16 protein-coding genes are annotated in these 18,801 nt (G+C 41.4%); 14 read left to right on the top strand and 2 right to left on the bottom strand.

Annotated features, from left to right (window positions below; genetic code table 11):
• From IEY67_RS19205 to IEY67_RS19170, 8 genes are all read left to right on the top strand, one after another.
• Positions 1-1,119: a glycosyltransferase WbsX family protein gene (locus IEY67_RS19205; protein WP_183670748.1), complete on the top strand. Its 1,119-nt coding sequence runs from the start codon at positions 1-3 to the stop codon at positions 1,117-1,119.
• Complete coding sequence (locus tag IEY67_RS19200; RefSeq protein ID WP_189086830.1) at positions 1,100-2,086, top strand: glycosyltransferase family 2 protein; 987 nt, start codon at positions 1,100-1,102, stop codon at positions 2,084-2,086. Before IEY67_RS19205 ends, IEY67_RS19200 begins: the two co-directional genes overlap by 20 nt.
• A gap of 434 nt (positions 2,087-2,520) precedes the next feature.
• On the top strand, positions 2,521-3,126 hold the full coding sequence (locus IEY67_RS25225) for a glycosyltransferase (RefSeq protein WP_229801134.1): 606 nt from the start codon (positions 2,521-2,523) through the stop codon (positions 3,124-3,126).
• Complete coding sequence (locus IEY67_RS19190) at positions 3,116-4,705, top strand: heparinase II/III domain-containing protein (protein ID WP_183670754.1); 1,590 nt, start codon at positions 3,116-3,118, stop codon at positions 4,703-4,705. The genes IEY67_RS25225 and IEY67_RS19190 overlap by 11 nt, the downstream gene beginning before the upstream one ends.
• Positions 4,706-4,723: 18 nt before the next feature.
• The gene (locus IEY67_RS19185) at positions 4,724-5,935 is read left to right on the top strand and encodes a glycosyltransferase family 4 protein (protein WP_122353006.1); all 1,212 of its coding nucleotides are present in this window, start codon (positions 4,724-4,726) and stop codon (positions 5,933-5,935) included.
• Positions 5,932-7,092 carry a non-hydrolyzing UDP-N-acetylglucosamine 2-epimerase gene (wecB, locus tag IEY67_RS19180; protein ID WP_122374092.1) on the top strand — a complete coding sequence of 387 codons (1,161 nt, stop codon included), beginning with the start codon at positions 5,932-5,934 and terminating at the stop codon, positions 7,090-7,092. The genes IEY67_RS19185 and wecB overlap by 4 nt, the downstream gene beginning before the upstream one ends.
• On the top strand, positions 7,089-9,470 hold the full coding sequence (locus tag IEY67_RS19175; RefSeq protein WP_122374091.1) for an SLBB domain-containing protein: 2,382 nt from the start codon (positions 7,089-7,091) through the stop codon (positions 9,468-9,470). The genes wecB and IEY67_RS19175 overlap by 4 nt, the downstream gene beginning before the upstream one ends.
• A 5-nt stretch (positions 9,471-9,475) precedes the next feature.
• Positions 9,476-10,549 carry a Wzz/FepE/Etk N-terminal domain-containing protein gene (locus IEY67_RS19170; protein WP_183670756.1) on the top strand — a complete coding sequence of 358 codons (1,074 nt, stop codon included), beginning with the start codon at positions 9,476-9,478 and terminating at the stop codon, positions 10,547-10,549.
• 20 nt (positions 10,550-10,569) lie between these two features.
• On the opposite strand, the gene IEY67_RS19165 is transcribed toward IEY67_RS19170, so the two are convergent.
• Positions 10,570-13,407, bottom strand: a complete 2,838-nt coding sequence (locus IEY67_RS19165; protein ID WP_183670758.1) for a bifunctional fucokinase/fucose-1-phosphate guanylyltransferase — start codon at positions 13,405-13,407, stop codon at positions 10,570-10,572.
• 279 nt (positions 13,408-13,686) lie between these two features.
• Between IEY67_RS19165 and IEY67_RS19160 the strand changes: the two genes are divergently transcribed.
• The 5 genes from IEY67_RS19160 (at position 13,687) to IEY67_RS19140 (ending at position 17,825) form a co-directional block, all read left to right on the top strand.
• Positions 13,687-14,289 (top strand): master DNA invertase Mpi family serine-type recombinase, encoded by a 603-nt coding sequence (locus IEY67_RS19160; protein ID WP_122353001.1) that lies wholly within the window; start codon positions 13,687-13,689, stop codon positions 14,287-14,289.
• 618 nt (positions 14,290-14,907) lie between these two features.
• Positions 14,908-15,369: a nucleoside-diphosphate kinase gene (ndk, locus tag IEY67_RS19155; protein WP_122352998.1), complete on the top strand. Its 462-nt coding sequence runs from the start codon at positions 14,908-14,910 to the stop codon at positions 15,367-15,369.
• A 282-nt stretch (positions 15,370-15,651) separates the two neighbouring features.
• Positions 15,652-16,161, top strand: coding sequence for a DUF4494 domain-containing protein (locus tag IEY67_RS19150; protein ID WP_122353109.1), 510 nt, complete (start codon positions 15,652-15,654; stop codon positions 16,159-16,161).
• Positions 16,158-16,826 carry a YggS family pyridoxal phosphate-dependent enzyme gene (locus IEY67_RS19145; RefSeq protein WP_183670760.1) on the top strand — a complete coding sequence of 223 codons (669 nt, stop codon included), beginning with the start codon at positions 16,158-16,160 and terminating at the stop codon, positions 16,824-16,826. The genes IEY67_RS19150 and IEY67_RS19145 overlap by 4 nt, the downstream gene beginning before the upstream one ends.
• A 21-nt stretch (positions 16,827-16,847) precedes the next feature.
• The gene (locus IEY67_RS19140) at positions 16,848-17,825 is read left to right on the top strand and encodes a dihydroorotate dehydrogenase-like protein (protein ID WP_122352996.1); all 978 of its coding nucleotides are present in this window, start codon (positions 16,848-16,850) and stop codon (positions 17,823-17,825) included.
• A gap of 60 nt (positions 17,826-17,885) precedes the next feature.
• Here IEY67_RS19140 and IEY67_RS19135 read toward each other — a convergent pair whose 3' ends face one another.
• A complete protein-coding gene (locus IEY67_RS19135) occupies positions 17,886-18,212 on the bottom strand; it encodes a cupin domain-containing protein (RefSeq protein WP_122353108.1) in 327 nt (108 codons plus the stop codon).
• Between the two features lie 171 nt (positions 18,213-18,383).
• On the opposite strand from IEY67_RS19135, the gene IEY67_RS19130 reads away from it, so the two are divergent.
• Entirely contained in the window at positions 18,384-18,749 is a 366-nt protein-coding gene (locus IEY67_RS19130; RefSeq protein ID WP_122352995.1) for a MarR family winged helix-turn-helix transcriptional regulator, read from the top strand.
• Positions 18,750-18,801 lie beyond the last annotated feature (52 nt).

Below are 18,801 nucleotides of genomic sequence, written 5' to 3'. Positions count from 1 at the left end.
ATGAGTAAAGATCGAAATATACGCCTGCTGGCACTCTATCTGCCCCAATATTATCCGTTTGCCGAAAACAACCGATGGTGGGGACAGGGGTTTACAGAATGGACGAATGTAGGAAAAGCACGTCCTCTTTTCCGGGGACACTACCAACCGAAAGTACCGGCCGACCTGGGGTATTATGACCTGCGGTTGCCGGAGATCAGACAGGAACAGGCGAACATGGCTGATGAATATGGCATAGAAGCATTCTGCTACTGGCATTACTGGTTCGGAAATGGAAGAATGCTGTTAGAAAGAGTTTTTGAAGAAGTCGTCGATTCCGGCAAACCGGATTTTCCTTTTTGCCTGGCATGGGCAAATCATAGCTGGGAAAAAAAACTGTTCGATAAATCGGGAGATAATACTTTACTGATAAAACAGGAGTATCCGGGAACGGAAGATCATACCGCTCATTTCTATTATCTGCTCAAAGCGTTTAAAGATAAACGTTACGTGAGGGTGAACAATAAACCGTTCTTTATGATATTCAATCCGGATGAAATACCGGATATAGAACAATTCATAGACCTGTGGAACAAGCTGGCCCGTGAAAATGGTCTTGAAGGAATCCATTTTGTCGCCCAATTAAGAGAATGTACTTTACAAAAACCTGAGGATTATCTGAAAAAAGGATTCAATGCAGTCAATATGGACAGGAAAAAGGATTTTTATAATCAGCACATCAGTTTTCAGTATAAGGTTTACCTGAAACTATTCCGTACCTTTTACCGCATGCCGAATGTGATCGACTACGCTTTTGCTTCCCGGTATTTCACAACGGATGAAGATAAAGATATACACATCTATCCTACCCTGATCCCCAATTGGGATCACTCCCCGCGCTCAAAGAACAGTGGTTTTATCCTTAAAAACTCAACCCCCGGATTATTTGCCAAACATATTCGTGAGGTTTGTGAAAATGTAAAAGATAAACCGGAGGAAGAACGGATTGTCATTGTCAAGTCATGGAATGAATGGGGAGAAGGGAATTATCTGGAACCGGACCTGAAGTACGGCAGACAGTTTCTGGAAACTTTAAAAAGAACTATCGACGATTTTTTTAATGAAGAACGACATGAATGATCCGCTGATATCTGTTATTATCCCAGTATATAATGCAGAAAGGACACTTGAAAGATGTATCTGCTCTTTACTGGCACAAAGTCACCGAAACACGGAACTGATCTTCGTCAACGACGGGTCGACAGACTCGTCTGCCGGGATATTACTGCGTTTTGCACGTAACGACAAGCGTATCTGTGTACTGGACATAACGAATAGCGGTCCCGGAATTGCCCGGAACAAGGGGCTGGAATATATGAACGGTGAATATTTCTGTTTCGTCGACAGTGACGATTATACAGAACAGGATTTCTTATCACGGATGTTGTCACATGCAGTCCTGCACAAAGCGGACATTGTACAGGTCGACCATTATTCCGTTACGGAAAAGGGAGAGATTATATCCGGCAGAAAACTTCTTCCCGAACTACTCAGAGGTTCTTTTATCTGCCTGGAAATGTTCAGCGAACAAAAGAGAATAAAGAATTTTCCCTGGGGAAAGTTATTCAGGAGCAGTAAATTCAGAGAGATACGATTCCCGGCTTTATATAAATCAGAAGATAAGGTGTATCTGTTCAAAGTTCTGACTCAATGCAACCGAATGTACCTTTCCGACCAGAAACTTTATTTCTATGTATTGGAACCGAACAGTTTATCGAGAGCTTCCTTTTCCCTGAAAGATATGGATGAAATAAAAGCCGGCTTGGAGATACGGATGTTATGCACACGGTTTTATCCTGGATTATCTGTTTACTGGGATATGTTTATCACATCTAAATCTGCTTTAACATACTGTAAACTAATACAGGTAAATATCGAAAATAAGAAAGAACTTCTATTGTTACTGGCTAGAATATTCGATACACATTATCGAAACAACCTGTATGCTTTCTTCAAAAACAGAAACAGATCATTGTTTATTCTATTATTTCACTGTCACAAACGATTCACTGCCTGGCTTTACAGACATATAATACATTCATTATGAAAATAGAGTTATGGGGAGCATATCCCCCACCCGTCGGTGGTGTAACAATCCATGTAAAGCGCTTGTTATATCACCTCAATCTATCGAAATTCGTTCTTTTACGGAACTTCAAACCCAATAAGGTCTCCTGCAAGTATATTCATCAAGTAAAATATTCTTTTTGGGAGTTTTTCTTATTATTATTCAAAGAGAAGAGAATCATTCATCTGCATTCTAACAACACAAAAGCATTTCTGCTACTATACTTATTTGGTATCAAACACAAGATTGGTGTTACCTTACATAATAAACGGTTGATTCATGAAACGTCGTTTATCAAAAAAGTCATTATTAAAAAGTTTTTACAACAGGCATCATTCATCTTTTTAAATGATCCCCTGTATAAAGCCTTGCTACTGGAAAAAGGATTTGGAACGAATAAAAACATGCACCTTATGCCGGCATTTATCCCTCCGGGAGATAACGAACGGGCGAAAATAAATAACTCTATACTTAATTTCCGCAATCGGCATACTTTCCTTATATCTGCAAATGCCTCCTGTCTGTTGCTGGAAAATGGAATCGACACCTATGGTTTTGATCTTCTGATCGAACTGATCCGTGAACTCAACCGAAAAGAAATAAATGCAGGACTCATCTTTTGTTTACCTCAAATAGGGGATAAAGAATATTATGATCAGTGTCTTAACAAAATCAAGCAATATCGATTAAATGATCACATTCTGATCTTTTCAGACTCACTTAGCAATGGTTTTGAAATATGGGAACTATCTGATTTATTCCTCCGCCCCACTTCTACAGATATTGAAGGTATTTCCGTAAAGGAAGCATTATTATACAAAACACCAGTCATTGCCAGTGATGTTTGTTCCCGTCCTGCTTCAACAATATTGTTCCGCAACAGAGACTTTGATGATCTACTGAATAAAACGTTAGATGTCGTTTACAAACGAATAGAATGCAATCTGCAACCGGATCATATTGAAAATCCTGTTCCCCGTATTCTCCAAATATATAAAGAAATTGAAAATGAAGATTAAACGATATTACCACACAATACGGTTTCTGAAAATTCAGCAATTAATTTACCTCTTAAGAAACAGAACGAAGAAACATTTGGCTTTTCGACACAATAGAAGTCACAAAACAATGATTTATAAACCAGGCAATACGCTGCAGCTTGCCTCGTTCATAGTCAAACCGACATCATTTTCCGGTAAAAATACTTTCACATTCCTAAACCTGGATGCAGACTTCGCCGGATGGGAAGACAAACGGCAAGGTGCATTATGGCTCTATAACCTGAATTATATGGATTTTCTTTTACAAAAGAATATCACTTTTGAAGAAGCGTCTTATTGGATCAATTCATTCATTGAAGTACTTCCACTGAATCGACCGGGCATGGAACCCTATCCTACCGCACTCAGAGGTATTAACTGGATAAAATGCATTTCTCGCTACCGCGAACTGATCCCGGCACAAGAACTACAGAAATGGGACAGTTCGCTCTACTCCCAGTATCTCTGTTTATATGGCAATTTAGAATATCATTTATCAGGCAATCACCTTCTGGAAAACGCTTATTCGCTTTTATGGGGAGGTCTTTATTTTCAGGAAGGAAAGTTTTACGAAAAAGCAGTCTGGCTGTTGACGCAGGAACTGAATGAACAGATCCTTCCCGATGGAGCACATTATGAATTAAGCCCGATGTATCATGAAATACTTCTGGACCGGTTGCTGGACTGTATCAATGCTTTAAAATATAATGAGCGTTTTGAAGGGCAAGAATATGTTATTTCTTTTCTTGAAGAAAAAGCCCGGCTTATGCTTAGCTGGCTGAACGCGATCATCTATAAAGACGGAACAATCCCTTTACTGAATGATTCCGCTTACGGGATAGCGCCGACGTCAAAAGAATTATTTGCCTATGCTAAACGGCTGGATCTTCAATGGTCGGTCCATAAACTGAAAGAAAGCGGCTACCGCAAATTTGTATCCGGACCTTTTGAAATGGTTCTGGATGTCGGGAACATCGGTCCCGATTATATCCCCGGACATGCCCATGCCGATACATTCAATTATGAATTACGTATCGACGGGAAGCCTTTTGTTGTCGATTCGGGTATTTCAACTTATGAGAAGAATGACCGCAGACAATATGAACGCGAGACGCGTGCCCACAATACCGTACTGGTAAATGGAAAGAGTTCCAGTGAAGTGTGGGGAGGCTTCAGGGTGGCACACCGGGCAAAGATCACGGGCTTAAAAGAAGATAAGTACTGTATTACGGCATGTCACAACGGTTTCAGGAAATCCGGAGTCGAACATCAACGAATCTTCAATATGAATGATAAGGAGATTATGATTTGTGATTCTCTTCTACCCATATCCGGGAAAAACGGAATCAATCTGATCCATCTTCATCCGGATATCCGGATCATCTCCGTCAATAATGATTCTATAAAAACAAACCTGGCAATTTTCAATTTTTACGGAACAGATGAAATATGGATCGAAAACTGTGAAATAGCTTTCGAATATAATAAACGAGTCGCAACTAAAAGAATAGGAATCGCATTTACCAATCAAATGCAATACACGATACGCTGCGACTAACATAAGAGTAAAACACAAATGAACATTTTATTTCTTACCGACAATTTTCCCCCGGAGGTAAATGCACCTGCCAGCAGAACCTATGAGCACTGCAAAGAGTGGGTTCAGCTTGGAGAAAAAGTAACAGTTATCACCTGCACACCCAATTTTCCACAGGGAAAGGTATACGAAGGGTACCAGAATAAACTGTATCAGACGGAATACATGGATGGCATCAAAGTGATCCGTGTATGGAGTTATATCACCGCTAACGAAGGATTCCTGAAACGTACGCTCGATTACATCAGCTTCTCCGTTTCTTCTTTCTTCGCCGGTCTTTTCCAGCAGGCTGATATGATCATAGCAACATCTCCCCAATTCTTCACGGCTCTTTCCGGACGCACATTAGCTTTTTGGAAAAGAAAACCCTGGATCATGGAAGTGAGGGATCTGTGGCCTGAATCGATCAAGACCGTCGGGGCCATGAAAGACAATCCGGTCATTCGCTTTTTTGAATGGGAAGAGAAAAGATGTTATCAGTCAGCCCGAAAGATCGTCGTTGTAACCGACTCTTTCAAGAAAAGGCTGGAAGAAAAAGGAATATCACCTCAAAAGATAGTTGTGATAAAGAACGGAGTAGACTTAACAAAGTTCAAACCGGCAGAAAAAGATCGGAAGTTACTCAAAGAGCTACATCTGGAAGGGAAAAAAATCATCGGTTACATAGGTACACACGGGATGGCTCATAAACTGGATTTCATACTGCAATGTGCAGCCGGGATGGATGGTAAAAACAATTATCATTTCCTGCTGATCGGGACTGGAGCAGAAAAAAAGAATTTACTAAAACGAAAAGAGCAATTAGATATAAAGAATGTAACCATGCTCGATCCGGTCTCCAAGCAAGAGGTAAAACGATACATATCTATTCTGGATATTGCTTTGATCAATTTACGCAAATCCGATTTATTCACGACAGTCATTCCTTCCAAAATATTTGAGAATGCAGGTATGGAAATCCCTATTCTTATGGGTGTGGACGGTGAAGCCCGCCAGATCGTAGAATCTTATCAGGCAGGATTGTGCTTCGAGCCGGAGTCGGAAGATGATTTTAACCGGAAGCTGCATCTGCTTCTTTCTGATCCCGCTTTATATGAAAAATGCAAAGAAGGATGCCGGAAACTGGCTCACGACTTCAACCGCAAACTCCTTGCTGAACAAATGTTGCATATAATAAAAGAAACAAAATGAAAAAGATTATGCTAGTCTTCGGGACTCGCCCCGAAGCAATAAAAATGGCTCCGCTGATCAAGGAGTTTCAAAAATATCCGGAACAGTTCCAAACAATCGTTTGCGTCACCGGACAACATCGGGAGATGCTGGATCAGGTTCTTCACCTTTTTGATATTCATCCCGATTACGATCTCAACATAATGAAACAGGGACAAGATTTATATGATGTTACCGCCCGTGTCCTGACCAATATGAGAGACGTTTTGCAAAAAGCCAACCCCGACCTGGTACTGGTACACGGCGATACGACCACCTCTACCGCAGCCGCCCTGGCCGCCTTTTATCAACAGATACCCGTCGGACATATAGAAGCCGGATTGCGTACTCATAATATATACAGTCCCTGGCCGGAAGAAATGAACCGCCAGATCACGGGGAGAATAGCTTCTTATCACTTCTCTCCTACCTCTTTAAGTAAAAAAAATCTGCTTGCGGAAGGGATAGACGAGAACCGGATCACAGTAACAGGCAATACTGTAATAGACGCCTTGTATCATGTGGTCAGTCAAATAAAGAATAAGGACAATTTACGCCAACAGCTTATTGCAGACCTGGAAACAGCGGGTTATAAAATAGCCCGTCTGTCAGAACAAAGTAACCGGAAATTGGTTTTAATAACAGGTCATCGCAGGGAAAATTTCGGTACTGGTTTTATAGCCATGTGTAAAGCTATCAAAACTTTAGCTGAAAAATATCCGGATGTAGACTTTGTCTATCCGATGCACCTGAACCCGAATGTACGGAAACCTATACAGGAGGTGTTCGGAAATACGCATCTTCCGAACATGTTCTTTATAGAGCCGCAGGAATATCTTCCGTTCGTTTATCTGATGGAGCGATCTGCCATCGTCCTGACAGATAGCGGCGGTATTCAGGAAGAAGCTCCGGGATTAGGAAAACCGGTATTGGTCATGCGCGATACCACCGAACGCCCGGAAGCAGTAGACGCCGGAACAGTGAAACTGGTTGGAACTGATTTTGTCAAGATATTAGACGAGACCTCCCGGTTACTGGAAAATCAAGCATATTATGAACAAATGAGCAAGGCTGTCAATCCTTATGGAGACGGACTTGCCAGCGAACGAATTGTCACTAAAATTAAAGAGATTTTATGAAGACGCTAAACAAACTTTTTTTCTGTACTCTTTTTCTTTCATTTTCAATCATTGTATCTGCACAGATCCCGCAGGAATTCATCGACAAAGCCAAAGCGGCTGGGATGACCGAAGAGCAGATCCAACAGGAAATAGCCAAACGAATAGGAAACACAAATAGTAAAACTCCGGTAACTCCTTCTTCCGGTACAACAGATATACAAAGGGTTACAACCAACAATGAAATTCCATCGATAGAAAAGCAAAGAGAAGATAATAGCATCCAGGACAGCACCCGGAATCAAGTATTCGGCCGTGACATATTCTCAAACAAAAATCTCTCGTTCGAACCGAACATGAACATGCCGACTCCCAGAAATTATCCTCTCTCGGCCGGTGATGAAGTCCTTATCAATGTATGGGGAGATTCTGAATTAAATCTGAAATTAACTTTATCTCCTGACGGGACGATCATTATCCCGAATGTCGGCCTTGTCCCTTTAAGCGGACTCACCATCGAACAGGCAGAGAACAAGATCAAACAGGAACTTGGGAAAATCATAGCGAACCTGAACGATAGCGAACCCAACACATTCGTTTCAGTCGGCCTCGGTAAGATACGCAGTATAAAAGTAAACATTGTCGGGGAAGCGATCGCACCCGGTACTTATACATTACCTTCTCTAGCCTCCCTGTTCAATGCATTATACGCGGCAGGAGGTGTAAATGATATCGGCTCTTTACGAAATATCCGTGTCTACCGGAATAACAAAGAAATTGCCAACCTGGATGTATACGATTATCTCCTGAAAGGGAAGTATGACACGAATATTCGTCTGGAAGACAATGATATGATCATCATCGAACCTTATGAACAACTCGTCAACACGCATGGAAAAGTAAAACGCAACCGTACATTCGAACTTCGCAAAGGCGAAACTTTAAGCGACCTGCTTAAAATGGCGGGAGGATTCACCGGAGATGCTTTTACCGAAGATGTCACAATCAAAAGAAAATCAGGTTCACGCTATCAGATAGCGACCGTAACGGAAGAAGAGTTTCCGACATTCATGTTACAGGACGGCGATTCGCTGCTTGTGGATTCCGTTATCCCGTTCTATGACAACCGGCTCACTATAACCGGGGCTGTCTGGCGACCGGGTGAATATGAATTAAGCCCTAAAGTACATACGGTGAAACAACTGGTAAATCAGGCTGCCGGTTTAAAAGGCGATGAGTTTATCGGACGTGCCCAGATCATCCGGTTGAACCCCGATTTCACCAGCACAGTCCTGGCTATCGACATACAGGATATTATGAATGGGAAATCACCCGACATCGAATTACAGAAAGAGGATAAAGTACATATCCCTTCTTTATTTGAACTTCGGGAACCTTACACCATAAAAGTAGGTGGAGCTGTAAATAACCCGGATACGATCCTTCCTTACAGCAAAAATATGACTGCGGAAGATGCGATCATTCAGGCAGGGGGATTACAGGAATCAGCTTCCACCATCAATGTGGAAATAGCACGCCGCATAAAAGATCCGACAGCAGATAAAAGTACGAACCAAATAGCAAAAGTATATACTATCTCGCTAAACGAAAACTTACATTTACCATCCAAAATAGCAGGAACACCCGATACACTCTTTACCCTCGAACCTTTCGATGAGGTATTCGTGCGTTTCTCTCCCGGTTATGAAAAGCAGCAGGTTGTAAAGGTCGATGGTGAAATTACTTTTGCGGGTGATTATGCACTTCCACATAAAAATACCCGCTTAAGCGACATTATCGCTCAATCAGGAGGAGTTACCCCGGATGCTTATGTAAAGGGAGCCAGCCTGAAACGCCAGTTAACACAAGATGAAATCCGTCAGGTCGAAACACTTCTTGAATTAAGTAAAAACAAAAGTAGTAAAGATTCTGTCGCCTTATCACTGGAAAACATCAAAGATTATTCAGTCGGGATAGATCTGCAACAGGCACTCGCTCACCCTGGCAGTACTCATGACCTGGTTCTGAGGAATGGTGATGCTATTTATATTCCTCAGTTACAAAGTACCGTGAAGATCAGTGGCTCCGTCACTTATCCGAACAGTATAACCTATACGAAAGGAATGTCTGTACAGGACTGCCTGTCACAAGCCGGAGGATATAACGATATTGCACGCAAATATCCCATCGTCATTTACATGAATGGAAAAGTGGCGACAACACGTAAAGTCGGTATCTTCTTCAAACGGTATCCGAAAGTCGAACCGGGCTGTGAAATCGTAATTCCAAGCAAGACCCAACGGGACAGAGGAGCCAGTCTGGCAGAAGTGTTAAGTATTGCCAGTTCGACAACATCTATTGCAGCCATGATCACGACACTGATAAACTCTTTAAAATAAGATCTATGAATATAACCGATAATAAAACTCCGGAAGACGAACGAGATATAGACTTTATCGCTTTAACTAAATATTTATGGTCCAAACGGAAATTATTCCTGAAATGTTGTGGCATAGCGATCGTTGCCGGACTCATCGTTGCCTTCAGTATACCTAAAGAATATACGACAACGGTCAAATTAATGCCCGAGACGAACAATATATCGAACAAAATGGGTAATCTTGGCGGACTAGCTGCCATGGCAGGAATTGACTTGAATAGTGGGAATAGCCAGGATGCGATCTCGCCGGATCTATATCCGGATGTTGTTCACAGCACACCTTTTTTACTGGAATTATTCCCCGAAGAAGTTATCAATAAGAAAAAGACATTGTCTACGACTTTGTTCGATTATATGAATGAACATCAACGGGAAGCCTGGTGGAGCTATCTGCTAAAAGCACCTTTAGCAGGTGTATCGTATCTGGCAGAGCTTTTCAACGGACAAGAAGAAAACCCGGGAAAGATCGATCCTTTTTTTCTGACAAAACAACAAAAAGCAATTATCAAAGAGTTACAAAACCGAATATCGGTTTATATCGATAAAAAAACACAGGTAGTAACTGTTTCCGTTGAGATGCAGGACCCGGTAATTTCGGCGTCCGTGACAAGGAAGGTCATCGATATGTTACAAAGTTACATTACCAATTACCGGACTCAAAAAGCCAAACAAGACCTGGAGTTTACCAATAAGGTATTGAAAGAAGCACAAGAGGCCTACTACAAAGCCCAGCAAGCCTATGCCGCTTTTGAAGACGGGAATAAGCAAATCATCTCCGCCAGTTCCCGGACAGAACAGGAACGTTTGAAGAATGAGATGACACTCACATTTAATGTATACAATACGTTAGCACAAAAACTCGAGCAAGATAAATTACGGGTTCAGGAACAAACACCGGTCTATACGATCATAGAACCGGCAACAGTTCCCCTTAAAGCTTCAGCTCCTAAAAAAGTGCTGATCCTTATCGGTTTTGTTTTTATGACGATCGCCGGATTAACCGGATATTTGCTGGTCAAAGATAAACAGTTATTTTGACCGGCAAATATCCGTCGGCTTTATGACCGGCTGATCTGCAAACCCTTGTCCGAAAGACTCATCTCTACAAAACGGGCATTCGGATTATGAGGAGAGGCTGTCAGCTTTTTACGTATCAGCAAAGCGGCTTCAGGATCTTTAGCCACAATATACAAATAGCCTCCGCCTCCGGCTCCGGGCAGTTTACAGCCTAATGCATAGTCTTTTATCTGGGTGATCAATGCTTCGACAGCCGGAGGATTCGTTCCGGAATCGAGCGCCTTTTTCTGTTCCCATGTCTTTGCGATAAGCTTACCGTAAGTCTCAAAATTACCGCATTGAATTGCTTCGAACATATCCAAAGCATGCGTTTTCATTTCTGAAAGCAAACGAAGATGGGTTGTACTGTTCAGGAACATTCCCTGCACGATCTCTGCCAGAATATTTTTTGCCGTACGGGTAATACCTGTATAATATAATAAGTGACAAGCCCGGTACTGCGGATCGGTAAATAAATATTCCGGCAACCAACGCACAGAAGGATTCTGATTGAAACCTTCTCCTGTCTGTAGCAGTTTCAAACCATGCAATACGCCGCCATACTGATCTTGCCAGCCTCCGCCCGTTGTAAGCAGTTGTTCTAAAATCAATGTACGATATCCTATTTTACTTTTGTCCCATGCCAGACCACAGAAATCAGAAATAGCTCCAAGCACTGTTGCTGCCAGGATGGAACTGGTACCAAGTCCGGAACCTGCCGGAATAGCGGCCAACAAAGTAACCTCCAGGCCACAACCGAAGTTCTTCAGCTGATCTTCCAACGAAGAATAATGTGCTGCAGAAAATTCCGGAACAAAACCGGCGAGAGCCAATGCTGCTTTAGGAATAGAAAAAGGAGAACCGATCTTCTTATAATCCCGTAATTCATCCCAGGTCGAAACAACCTCCATCGCTCCCAGGTCAATAGAACGCAGGATGATCTTATATTCTTTCGAAGGTTTTACATAGACCTGCAAAGGCGGTTGACCGTTCAACTCAATGGCTACATTAACGACATTTCCTCCGGCATACATACAGTAAGGAGGTGTATCGGTCCAGCCTCCGGCCAAGTCGATACGAACCGGACTGCGCCCCCATACAATCTGATCGTGGTATACATTCAAATAAGGAGATTGCTTTTCACCAGAGACAGATCCTATCAGTCCTTTCCGTAACAAAGAGAAAGCTTCCTGTTGTTCTTCCTCATACGGTTTCCCTTCCAATTGCAACACACGTGCCCGGAACATCCGGTTATGTATCTGCTTCATCAAAGGCATTTCTTCCGAAAGTGCTGCTGGTAAATCAAGGCCTCCTCCGGCAAACTCTCGGGCTGCATCGGCCAGGTCCAACTGATAAAAGACACTTTTTTCATGATTGGCAGCCAACATAGGCCAATTCGTATAACGGAATTTCTCACGCTGAGTAAACAACCGACTCAGATTAGCACGATCGGATAATTCATTCGCCGACATTTTTTCAGACGATTTCCATATCTCCCTGCCGCTTTCCAGTTCTGCTTCAGAAACCATCCAGCGTATAACCAGTCCTAATTCTTCTATATCTTTACAAACGGGGAACAATGCAGCATTCTGCAAATCATCGAATGTTTCCAATGTGATGCCTCTATCTTCTGCCCACTTGGTAACAGGCACTCCCATAAAGAGAGTCTTCTCATCAGTAGATGCCCCCTTGAACAGATCATTAAAACCATAAGGACGTCCAACCCAATCCTGTTCACCGACAGGTACCACATCGATACAAACACCGGACGGGAGATTCAGTTTCCAGTTATTTTCGGGTACACCGGTTATAATATGTCGGTTATCCAGTTTCCAGTTCTTGCCTATATAACTGTTCTCTATCCATAACTCCGAGTTTCCGGCAGTCAACGGAAGATCGATAGAAGCATTCTGCACAAACATGGCCGGGTGAGGTTTCACCTTCCGGTGCATGATAGCGCGTTGGTCGCGAACCAGATTCTGCACAGCTAACGTCGAAGAAATCAGTTCGCGGCTCGTCCCATAATGATAAAACTCCCCTCCTTCCAAAGGAAGAATAGCTACGCTCAACTGGTTCAGTTCATCATCAACGATACGGGGATGATCTCCCAATGCCAGTCCGAACTCAGAATACAGATCATATGACTTCATCTTTTTTTCCTCACCTGCATATGAGTGCCCCATCAGCAACTCCATCGCCCGGTCACTAAGCAACCACACTCCTATATCCATCAGAAAAAGATGTGTCTGAGCCAACTGTCCCAGTTCAGTCAAAGATGGCTTTTGGAGCATAAAGTCTAATTTATCCGGTGTCTGCCTGTTTGAAACAAACACGCCATGATTGGTTGCCAGAGCGGGATCGACCCATAATCCGTAACAGACAACATCCACTTCCGGAATATCCTGTAACGGTTCGCTGTTTCGGATATATACATCTCCGCTTGCAATCAATGTATGAAGCGAAGCGGGTGCCTTCTGCATGATCTCTTCATACAGCGGAAGTTGCAGGGACAGTAGATTTTGTGATAATTTCTGTCCTCTCGCCCACCGGAATACAGGTATCGGTGTTAAAATCTTTCCCGACGGAGCATATCCGGGCAAACGCCGGCTTTGTCCTCCGGCATGCAACAATATTCTTTTTTCTTTAGCCAACCATTCTTTTACAGACATTTCCGGTGCTTCCTTTTGCCGGCATGCCTCGACCAGCCAGGTTGTCCCACCACCGGAACCTAACCGGGCACCCACCGGATCAGAAGTACAAAACCACTCATCAGCATCCACTTTCGTTATTTTGTGGAAACAGTTCACCAAATTAGGAGGTAACGATAATAATTTCTTCATATTTATATATGTGTCGGAAAACAATGAAGTCATTTCCGTCTAATTAATCAAATCTTTAGCACAAAAGTAGTTTTTCCTAGCATTTCGATCACATCGAAGTTAAATTTTAATTTAATTTTACCATTCAAGATGATATTGGTTTAAATTATTATATTCATATTTGTAGAGAAAAACAACTTACATATCCAGTTGACGATAAAAAACGTTGGTTTTTACTAATCACCCCCTGTCTTTTCGTATTCTAACGTATCTTTAGTTATTCATTTAATATTCAATTGTATGATATACGGTTATGTAAGAGTCAGTACAGACAAACAAAGTACTGAAAATCAGCGATTTGAAATTGAAAAGTTCGCAAAAGCCAAAAGCATGCGTATTGATCGCTGGGTAGAAGAAACAATCAGTGGAACAACAGATGTTGCAGAACGGCAGCTTGGCCGGTTAATTAAGCAAATCCGCAAGGGGGACATGCTGGTCACAACTGAGTTATCGCGTTTAGGGCGTAACCTGATGCAGGTGATGAGCTTCCTTCATCAATGTATGGAAAGAGACATTTTCGTGCTGACGGTAAAAGAGCGCTATGAGTTGGGAAACAACATCAACAGCAAAATCCTGGCATTCGCTTTCAGCCTGAGTGCCGAGATAGAACGCAACCTGATTTCACAACGTACCAAAGAGGCATTAGCCAGAAAAAAGAAAGAAGGCACCAAACTGGGACGTCCTAAAGGGGGAAAATCAGAACAATACAAATTATCCGGTAAAGAAAGTCAGATACGCAAACTCCTGGAGGAAAAGAAAACCAGGCTGTACATCAGTAAAAAGCTAGGTGTAAACAGGCAAACTCTGAGAGATTTCATGAGGATGAATCCGGAATTGGACTAATTATAGAAATATTAAGTTTTTTGTCACCCGAAGAATATATGTCTAAATTGTTAAACAATGCAATCCCGGTGAATGAATCCTAAGCTAAATTGTTTATTTATAGTTGTTTGTTCTAAATATACGGGGAATACCTGTGCGAAAGTTTCTAATATTAATAATGTTTGTGTTCTTAAGGGATATTTTGACCGCAATTACACTCTCATTATAAGACAATTAGATACAATTATAGATCGGCAGAAAATTAATTTCAAATGATTTTTGCATTTAAGGCAAATATGCAGACTCTCTTCGGATAAGATAGATGGTTTTTTGGAAAAAAATCTGAGGTTGTAAAAATTACACCAAGAGAAAGAATTCAAAGAATAAACAATAATGGACACAAGAGTCCGAGTTAAAAACAAAAGAGATGAATCCATAGCGCAGCAAGTAATAAAAAGGACAAAGACTTTGGAATTTTACTTTAGTAATGAATTATTGGTGTATAGGGAAAACTTCATTTTCCCACCTTACTTTTACACATTATTATACAATAAATTAACTAATAGTAAATAAATATACTATCTTTGGGACAATTAGCGCAAAGTGGAATATTCGTAGAACCTTATAAAAAAAATCAGTATGGAAAGAACACTTGTAATATTGAAACCATGCACCATTCAACGAGGTTTGATCGGTGAAATTATTGCCCGTTTTGAAAAGAAGGGCCTGATCCTCGAAGGTATGAAAATGACATGGCTGACAGACGAGATTTTAAGTGAGCATTATGCTCATTTAAAAGAAAGATCTTTTTTCCAAAGGGTTAAAGATGCAATGGCCGTATGTCCTGTCATTGTTTGTTGTTGGAAAGGGGTCGATGCAGTAAATGTTGTACGTACGCTGGCCGGAGCCACTAATGGCAGGAATGCAGCACCCGGTACCATCCGGGGAGATTACAGCATGAGTGTACAGGAAAATATCGTACACGCCTCCGACTCACAGGAAACAGCAGCCATTGAATTAAAAAGATTCTTCAGCGAGGATGAATTATTTAATTATGAGACAAAAAACCTGCTCAGTCTTTACGCGAATGACGAATTCTGAGATATAAAGTAAAACAAAAGGCCGGAAAAAAGTATATGATATCTCTTTTCCGGCTTTTTTATTTCAGATATCTCATCCTATCCTCGCGGACCGGATGAACAACCTCATTACTAATCTAAAAATCTAATACCATGAAAAACACACTACATCATATAAACAAGCCCTCTCTATGAAATGTTCCGAAAAAATAAAGAAATTCATTGCAGTTGTATTATTCCCGAATTGCACCTATATTTGTACTGTATTTTAAACACGAGTACAGACAATAAAAACGAAAACAATATGCACAGTTGGTTTGAATGTAAAGTCTCCTTTGAAAAAGTACTGGAGAATGGAATGCAAAAGAAAGTAACAGAACCTTACCTGGTCGATGCCCTCTCTTTTACCGAGGCAGAAGCCCGTATCATCGAAGAAATCCGTCCGTTCATCTCCGGCGAATTTACTGTTACAGACATTAAACGTGCCCGCCTTTCCGAATTGTTCTTTAATGAAAACGGCGACCGTTTCTATAAGATTAAAGTATATTTTATCACACTCGACGAAAAAAGCGGTGCAGAAAAGAAAACAGCAGCACAGATGCTTGCACAGGCTTGTACGCTGAAGGAAGCTATCTCCGTACTGGAAGAAGGTATGAAGGGAACAATGGCCGATTATACGATCGCTTCGGTTACAGAAACTATGTTGATGGATGTTTTTCCTTTCTCCGTCAACGATGATAAAACACCCAAATCAGGAGAAGAACTGATCGCCGAACAGAAAAAGCAAGCTGAAGACAAAGCACAGGAAGCATGAGTATCTCCCAGAATATAGTACAACTCAAGGCATCGTTACCGGCAAATGTCACGCTGGTAGCCGTGTCTAAGTTTCATCCGGCAGAAGCATTGAAGGAAGCCTACAATGCAGGCCAGCGTGTTTTCGGCGAAAGCAGGGCACAGGAGCTGACGGCAAAACAGAAAGTACTACCGGGTGATATCGAATGGCATTTCATCGGACCGCTGCAAAGTAATAAAGTGAAAGATATTGCGCCGTTCATCCATACGATCCATAGCATCGACTCCCTTAAATTATTGCAGGAAGTGAATAAACAGGCTGTGAAAAACAGCCGGATGATCCGTGTATTACTGGAAATACACGTCGCACAGGAAGATACCAAACACGGACTGACTCCTGACGAATGCCGCGAACTTCTGCAGAACGAACAACTCGCAGAACTCAGGAACATTCAAATATGCGGATTGATGGGAATGGCGACCTATACAGATGACACAACACTCATCGAACAGGAATTTCACACCTTGCATAAACTTTTCAGTGATTTAAAATCTATATATTTCAAAGGAAATGATAATTTTGCAGTGTTATCTATGGGGATGAGTCACGATTATCCGATCGCCATCAGCCAAGGTAGCACCATGATACGGGTTGGAACCAGTATTTTCGGCGAACGCGAGTACTAACACATTAAAATTGAATCTGACATGATTGACATTAAAACCCAATACGCGGGACTAACACTTCGTAATCCTTTAATCGTTGGAAGTTCAGGTCTGACAAATAACCCTGAACGGAACAAGGAATTTGAAAAGGCCGGTGCCGGAGCAATCGTTCTCAAATCTCTTTTTGAAGAACAGATCGAAATGCAGAGCGATTCGCTCATGCAGGATTCTGATTATCCGGAAGCAGCCGATTATATCCGCGGTTATGTAAAAGCAAACCAGGTAAACAATTATCTGGAGCTGATCAAAAAGACTAAAGAACAGTGTACCATTCCTATTATTGCCAGCATCAACTGTTACAAATCTGATGTATGGATCGACTTTGCCCGTCAAATAGAACTGGCCGGAGCCGATGCACTGGAATTGAATGTTTATTTCCTCGAAACAAGCCTGGAATATAATCAGGATGAAATACGCGACCTCTACGTAAATATCATCAGGAAAGTAAAAGAAACAGTTTCAATACCTGTTATTATAAAGATCGGAAAGAATGTAGGAAATATTCCGGCATTGGTCAACACATTAAAGGTAAACGGAGCGGATGGTGTAGTGATGTTCAACCGTTTTTACCAACCGGATATCGACATTAACAATATGCAAATAGTATCTGGCAATGTATTCAGTAACCACTCCGACCTGAGTGATACGATCCGTTGGACAGCCATTGTTTCAGGAAAAGTACCAGGAATAAGTATTGCTTCATCTACCGGTATACATGATTGGGAAGACGTTATCAAATGTCTGTTAGCCGGAGCGTCTGCCGTACAGATGTGTAGCGCATTGTATACGCATGGCGGTGAAATCATCTCACAGGTACTTACTTGTGTGGAAGAATGGATGCATCAGGCACACTATCAAAGCCTGGCACAATTCCAAGGCAAACTGAATTACGCTAACATACCGAATCCGGCTATGTATGAACGTTCACAGTTCATGAAATATTTCTCTAACAGAGACTAATATAGATAGAATAAAGAAAAAAGAGACAAGGCTATCAAAAAACCTTGTCTCTTTTTTTATTTATCCTTTGATCATGGTCAAAAGCATTTTAAACCGTTGTACTGCAGTTAATGCATGGGGTACATTCGCAGGAAGCACCAATGACTCCCCAGCTTTCATCTTGGAATGATTTCCATCGACTACTATTTCCATCTCACCTTCCAGTATCTGGACCAGGGCATCAAAAGGAGCAGTATGCTCACTCAATCCTTCGCCTTTATCAAAAGAAAACAAAGTGATATTGCCTGCTGCACTTTTTACGATTTGTTTACTGACTACCCCTCCTTCAGAATAATCAACCCAACTACTCAGATCGACCACAACTCCTTTTTGAAATAACTTTTCCATATTCATCCAATTTATCTGTTACAAATTATTCTTCTTATTTTCTTTATTAAACAACAAATGAAAAACATTTGTTCTTAACAGCCTGTTTATAGGAAGAATAAAATATTTTCCACTAAACAATATAAATATTAAAAATATTGTCTATATTTGCACCATCAATAAAAATACAACATGGAAGCAATCTGTGTAATCAAAGACATATACAAAACATTGTATCAGTTTGAAAAGGCTTTTTCAGAGGTACACGAGATCACGATCAATGAAGCGATGTTACTCTGTTGCCTGAAGGACAACCAAGCAAAATCAGCAGGGACGATCTGTGATTATATAGGTTTATCGAATTCACGGGTATCGAAGGTAATCACTTCTGTCGAAAATAAAGGTTTTATCCACCGGGCAATCAGCAAAGAGGATAAACGGCAGATGTTTTTCTCCCTCACTCCGAAAGGTAAAGAGAAAGTACAACAGATGATGAATGCCGAACTACGTTTCGACGGTTTGTTCGGTAAATTGCAGCAATGCATGGAAAAAGGGTAAAACCTTTTTTTATCAATATATTTTCTAATAGCAAATATGTGTAATCAAAATA

This window comes from Parabacteroides faecis, assembly GCF_014647375.1.
Taxonomy (GTDB): domain Bacteria; phylum Bacteroidota; class Bacteroidia; order Bacteroidales; family Tannerellaceae; genus Parabacteroides; species Parabacteroides faecis.
This window is presented reverse-complemented; position numbering and strand designations above follow the sequence as displayed.

Excerpts from the sequence above, each read along its gene's own strand:
- IEY67_RS19205 (WP_183670748.1), top strand. The coding sequence starts at position 1 with ATGAGTAAAGATCGAAATATACGCCTGCTGGCACTCTATCTGCCCCAA.
- IEY67_RS19200 (WP_189086830.1), top strand. The coding sequence starts at position 1,100 with ATGAAGAACGACATGAATGATCCGCTGATATCTGTTATTATCCCAGTA.
- IEY67_RS25225 (WP_229801134.1), top strand. The coding sequence starts at position 2,521 with ATGCCGGCATTTATCCCTCCGGGAGATAACGAACGGGCGAAAATAAAT.
- IEY67_RS19190 (WP_183670754.1), top strand. The coding sequence starts at position 3,116 with ATGAAGATTAAACGATATTACCACACAATACGGTTTCTGAAAATTCAG.
- IEY67_RS19185 (WP_122353006.1), top strand. The coding sequence starts at position 4,724 with ATGAACATTTTATTTCTTACCGACAATTTTCCCCCGGAGGTAAATGCA.
- wecB (WP_122374092.1), top strand. The coding sequence starts at position 5,932 with ATGAAAAAGATTATGCTAGTCTTCGGGACTCGCCCCGAAGCAATAAAA.
- IEY67_RS19175 (WP_122374091.1), top strand. The coding sequence starts at position 7,089 with ATGAAGACGCTAAACAAACTTTTTTTCTGTACTCTTTTTCTTTCATTT.
- IEY67_RS19170 (WP_183670756.1), top strand. The coding sequence starts at position 9,476 with ATGAATATAACCGATAATAAAACTCCGGAAGACGAACGAGATATAGAC.
- IEY67_RS19165 (WP_183670758.1), bottom strand. The coding sequence starts at position 13,407 with ATGAAGAAATTATTATCGTTACCTCCTAATTTGGTGAACTGTTTCCAC.
- IEY67_RS19160 (WP_122353001.1), top strand. The coding sequence starts at position 13,687 with ATGATATACGGTTATGTAAGAGTCAGTACAGACAAACAAAGTACTGAA.
- ndk (WP_122352998.1), top strand. The coding sequence starts at position 14,908 with ATGGAAAGAACACTTGTAATATTGAAACCATGCACCATTCAACGAGGT.
- IEY67_RS19150 (WP_122353109.1), top strand. The coding sequence starts at position 15,652 with ATGCACAGTTGGTTTGAATGTAAAGTCTCCTTTGAAAAAGTACTGGAG.
- IEY67_RS19145 (WP_183670760.1), top strand. The coding sequence starts at position 16,158 with ATGAGTATCTCCCAGAATATAGTACAACTCAAGGCATCGTTACCGGCA.
- IEY67_RS19140 (WP_122352996.1), top strand. The coding sequence starts at position 16,848 with ATGATTGACATTAAAACCCAATACGCGGGACTAACACTTCGTAATCCT.
- IEY67_RS19135 (WP_122353108.1), bottom strand. The coding sequence starts at position 18,212 with ATGGAAAAGTTATTTCAAAAAGGAGTTGTGGTCGATCTGAGTAGTTGG.
- IEY67_RS19130 (WP_122352995.1), top strand. The coding sequence starts at position 18,384 with ATGGAAGCAATCTGTGTAATCAAAGACATATACAAAACATTGTATCAG.